Origin of the sequence: Streptomyces sp. NTH33 (genome assembly GCF_003236365.1) — a bacterium.
Lineage (GTDB): Bacteria > Actinomycetota > Actinomycetes > Streptomycetales > Streptomycetaceae > Streptomyces.
In genome coordinates, this window is sequence record NZ_POTZ01000551.1 from 1 (window position 1) to 4,139 (window position 4,139).

The window sequence follows — 4,139 nt, forward strand, 5'->3', positions numbered from 1 at the left end:
CCGGAGGACAGACCGGGTTCCCTCTCCCCCTCCCTCTTCCTCTCCCGCCTCGCTCTCGCGTGCCGGGGTCGTCGCCGCGCTGCGCGCCGCAGGCTGTGTGTTCGCCGAGGAGGAAGCCGAGTTGCTCCTCGCCGGCGCCCGGACACCGGACGAACTCGCCGCCCTGGTGGACCGGCGCGTCGCCGGGCTGCCCCTCGAACAGGTCCTGGGCCGGGCCGAGTTCCACGGCCTGCGGATCGCCGTGGAACCGGGCGTCTTCGTACCGCGGCGCCGGACCGAGTTCCTGGTCGACCAGGCGGCGGCCCGGGCCCCGGACGCGTCCGTCGTCGTGGACCTGTGCTGCGGCTCGGGCGCGGTGGGCGTGGCGCTGGCCGCCGTGCTCGGCCCGCTGGAACTGCACGCCGCCGACATCGACCCGGCCGCGGTGCGCTGCGCCCGGCGCAACGTCACCCCCGTGAACGGCACGGTCCACACCGGCGACCTGTTCGCGGCGCTCCCCGGGGAACTGCGCGGCCGTGTCGACATCCTCGCCGCCAACGTCCCCTACGTCCCCACCCGTGAGGTCGGCCTCCTCCCGCCCGAGGCCCGCGACCACGAGTCGCTCGTCGCCCTCGACGGCGGCGCCGACGGCCTCGACGTCCTGCGCCGCGTCGCCGCCGAGGCCCCCGCCTGGCTCGCCCCCGGCGGCTGCCTCCTCGCCGAGACGAGCGAACGCCAGGCCCCGCAAGCCCTGGCCGTCTTCACCCGGGCCGGTCTGACGGCACGCCTGGCGGTCTCGGAGGACCTCTGCGCGAACGTCGTCGTGGGAACCAAGCGGTAGACCGGACTGCCGGCGGACGGCCGTCGACGCGGCGGTGAGCAACGTACGGCGTGGACCGGGACGGCCGGGCCGCCGTGCCGTGATCCGCTTCGGCGGCGCCGACCGCGTCACTCCGGCGCACAAAGGCGCGGTGCCGTGCCGGACGTGGCGTCAGCGGCTTTCCAGGCGTGCGTGGAGTTCTCGTTCCTGGTCGCCGGAGGCCGTGCACAGGTCCTGGACGGTGAACAGGGAGTCCAGGGTCGTACGGAACCGGTCGATCGCCCAGTAGCCGCCCTGTACGTCGGCCGTGACGGACGCCCCGAGCCGGGTGGGGCCGCAGCCGGCCCCGTGCTCCTCGGCCACGTCGAAGGTGCCGAGCCACACCGTCGGGCGCACCTCGTCGTAGTCGCGGGGCACGTCCTGCGCGCACCGGTCGGACGAGAAGCAGGCGCACAGGGCGTCGAACACGATCCGGGCGTCCTCCTTGGTGCATCCGCTCAGCTCCACCGAGACGGATTCGGGGTGAGCTCGCTCGCTGTCCATCGTGATCGCTCCTCTCGTGGCCGTGCCGCGTACCGCGCCCGGCACTCCGCCCCCCGGTCCTCAGCAAAGCACCATCTCCCAGGAGAACACCACCGGCGGCCCCCCACACCTTGCGACAGCGGTCCGTCCGGCCGATTCGGCGGGACGGCCCCCGTCGTGTTGGGGGATGGTGGAAAGAGACGACGGACCGTCGGAGAGATGAGTGTGGGCGCGGTACAACAGGATGAGCCGGCACCGGGGACGGCGGGCCGTGCGAACGGGCGAAGGCGGTGGGCGGGATGACTGCAGTGGGGGCTTCCCCGGCCGGGGGCGACGAGAGGGCGAGCGGACCCGTACGGCCCAGCGGGCTGCTGGACGTACTGGGCGTGGCCTCGGTGGTCCTCGACGCCCAGGGACGCATCGTGCTGTGGAGCCCCCAGGCCGAGGAGCTCTTCGGCTACTCGGCGCAGGAGGCGCTGGGCCGGCACGCCGCCCGGCTGATGGTCCACGAGCAGCACCTCGACCTGGTCGTCAAGCTGTTCGCCGACGTCCTGCGGACCGGCCGGGGCTGGGCCGGTGCCTTTCCCGTTCGGCACAAGGACGGCAGCGCCCGTCTGGTGGAGTTCCGCAACATGCGCCTGCTCGACGACCGCGGGAACGTCTACGCGCTGGGGCTCGCCGCCGACCAGTCGACCGTACGGCGGCTGGAGCGGGACGTGGCACTGTCCGCGCGGATCGTCTCGCAGTCCCCGATCGGGCTTGCCGTACTGGACAGCCGGCTGAGATACGTCTCGGTCAACCCGGCCCTGGAGCGGATCAACGGTATACCCGCCGAGCAGCACGTGGGCCGGACGGTCCGCGAGCTGCTGCCCGAGTGCGACTGCGACGCCCTGGAGGCCGGCGCGCGCCGTGTGCTGGAGACCGGGCAGCCGCTGGTCGACCGGTTCACGGTCGGCCGGACCCCGGCCGACCCGGACGAGGAGCACGCCTGGTCGTTCTCGCTGTACCGGTTGGAGGACGCCGTCGGCACGGTGCTGGGCGTGGCCGTGTCGGTCGTGGACATCACCGAGCAGTACCGGGCGGGCATCGCGGCGGAGACCGCGCGCCGGCGCCTGGCCCTCATCGCCGACGCCTCGGCCCGGATCGGCACCACCCTGGATCTGGAGCGTACGGCCGGTGAGCTGGCCGACGTCACCGTCCCCGAGCTGGCCGACGTGGCCGCCGTGGACCTGCTCGAGTCCGTGGTCGCGGGCCGGCACAGCAGCCTCGGACCGGCCGAGCCGGCGGTGATCCGCGCCCTGGCCGTACGGGCGGACCACGCCGCGGATGCCCTGGAGGCGGCCGATCCGCCCGGCGGGACCGCCCGCTACGGTCCCGACCGCCTGGTCACGCGCTGCGTGCGCACCGGGCGTCCGGTGCTGGTGGCGCAGGTCAAGGACGAGGACCTGCCCGTGATCGCCCGCTCCCCGGAGGCCGCCGTGCTGCTGGGCCGCGCGGGCGTGCACTCGTACCTGGCCGTGCCGCTGATCGCGCGCGGCGAGGTGCTGGGCGCACTGGACCTCAAACGCACCCGCAATCCGCGGCCCTTCAGCGCGGACGACGTCCTGCTGGCCCGGGAGCTGGCCGCCCGCGCGGCCGTGCAGATCGACAACGCCCGCTGGTACCAGAACGCCCGCGACACCGCTCTCACCCTGCAGCGCAGCCTGCTGCCCAGCCACCCGTCCGTCACCGGAGGACTCGAGGTCGCCTCCCGCTACCAGCCGGCGGGCGCCGCCGTGGAGGTGGGCGGCGACTGGTTCGACGTGATCCCGCTGGAGGGCGACAGGACGGCGCTCGTCGTGGGCGACGTCATGGGCAGCGGCATCAGCGCGGCGGCCACGATGGGACGGCTGCGCACCGCGACGAAGGCGCTGGCTCCGCTCGGCCTCGATCCCGCGCAGCTGCTCGAACACCTCGACCGGATCACCGACGGCCTGGACCACTCCATCGCCACCTGTCTGTACGCCGTCCACGACCCGCACCGGCGGCAGTGCCGGATCGCCAACGCCGGACACCTGCCTCCGGCCCGGCTCCGCGCCGCACGCGCCCCGGAGCTGCTGGACCTGCCCACCGGGGTGCCGCTGGGCGTGGGAGGCGTCGCTTTCTCCACCACGACGGTGGACCTGGAACCCGGCGACCACCTGGTGCTCTACACCGACGGGCTCGTCGAGACGCGCCGGGACCCGCTGGACGAGCGCCTGGCGATGCTGCTGACGCTGCTGGACGGCCCGCCGCGGCCTCTGGAGGAGCTGTGCGACCTCCTGCTGCGCACGCTGCACCAGCCGGACAACCACGACGACGTGGCCCTGCTCGTCGCCCGCGCGCAGAAGTCGCCGTAGCGCCGAGCGCCCATTGTTTTGCAACTAGTTGCACAAAGCCCCTCGTGTCCTCTACAACTGAACCGGCACGACACCGCCTACGGAGGGGCCGATGAGCCGTTACCCGCATTTGCTGAGCCCGCTCGACCTGGGATTCACCACGCTGCCCAACCGTGTGCTCATGGGCTCCATGCACGTGGGTCTGGAGGAGGCCGAGCGGGGGTTCGAGCGGATGGCGGAGTTCTACGCCGCCCGGGCCCGCGGGGGAGTGGGGCTCATCGTCACCGGCGGTATCGCACCCAACGAGGAGGGGCGGCCCTACGAGGGCGGGGCGAAGCTCACCACCGAGGAGGAGGCCGCCCGGCACGCGGTCGTGACCGGGGCCGTGCACCGTGAGGGCGGGCGGATCGCCCTGCAGATCCTGCACTTCGGCCGCTACGCCTACCACCGCGACCTGGTCG

4 protein-coding genes are annotated in these 4,139 nt (G+C 73.6%); 3 read left to right on the forward strand and 1 reads right to left on the reverse strand.

From position 1 onward, the window contains the following. Positions 1-79 precede the first annotated feature (79 nt). Positions 80-820 carry a putative protein N(5)-glutamine methyltransferase gene (locus tag C1I97_RS32665; protein WP_111006649.1) on the forward strand — a complete coding sequence of 247 codons (741 nt, stop codon included), beginning with the start codon at positions 80-82 and terminating at the stop codon, positions 818-820. A 150-nt stretch (positions 821-970) separates the two neighbouring features. Here C1I97_RS32665 and C1I97_RS32670 read toward each other — a convergent pair whose 3' ends face one another. Further along, a complete protein-coding gene (locus tag C1I97_RS32670) occupies positions 971-1,342 on the reverse strand; it encodes a hypothetical protein (RefSeq protein WP_111006650.1) in 372 nt (123 codons plus the stop codon). Between the two features lie 278 nt (positions 1,343-1,620). Between C1I97_RS32670 and C1I97_RS32675 the strand changes: the two genes are divergently transcribed. Beyond that, on the forward strand, positions 1,621-3,699 hold the full coding sequence (locus C1I97_RS32675) for a SpoIIE family protein phosphatase (protein WP_111006651.1): 2,079 nt from the start codon (positions 1,621-1,623) through the stop codon (positions 3,697-3,699). Positions 3,700-3,790: 91 nt separating this feature from the next. After that, positions 3,791-4,139: oxidoreductase (locus C1I97_RS32680; protein WP_441349177.1), on the forward strand; the 349-nt coding region annotated here is incomplete at its 3' end.

What these genes read in the sequence shown, in the direction of transcription:
- C1I97_RS32675 (WP_111006651.1), top strand. Translation starts at nt 1,621, where the DNA reads ATGACTGCAGTGGGGGCTTCCCCGGCCGGGGGCGACGAGAGGGCGAGC.
- C1I97_RS32670 (WP_111006650.1), bottom strand. Translation starts at nt 1,342, where the DNA reads ATGGACAGCGAGCGAGCTCACCCCGAATCCGTCTCGGTGGAGCTGAGC.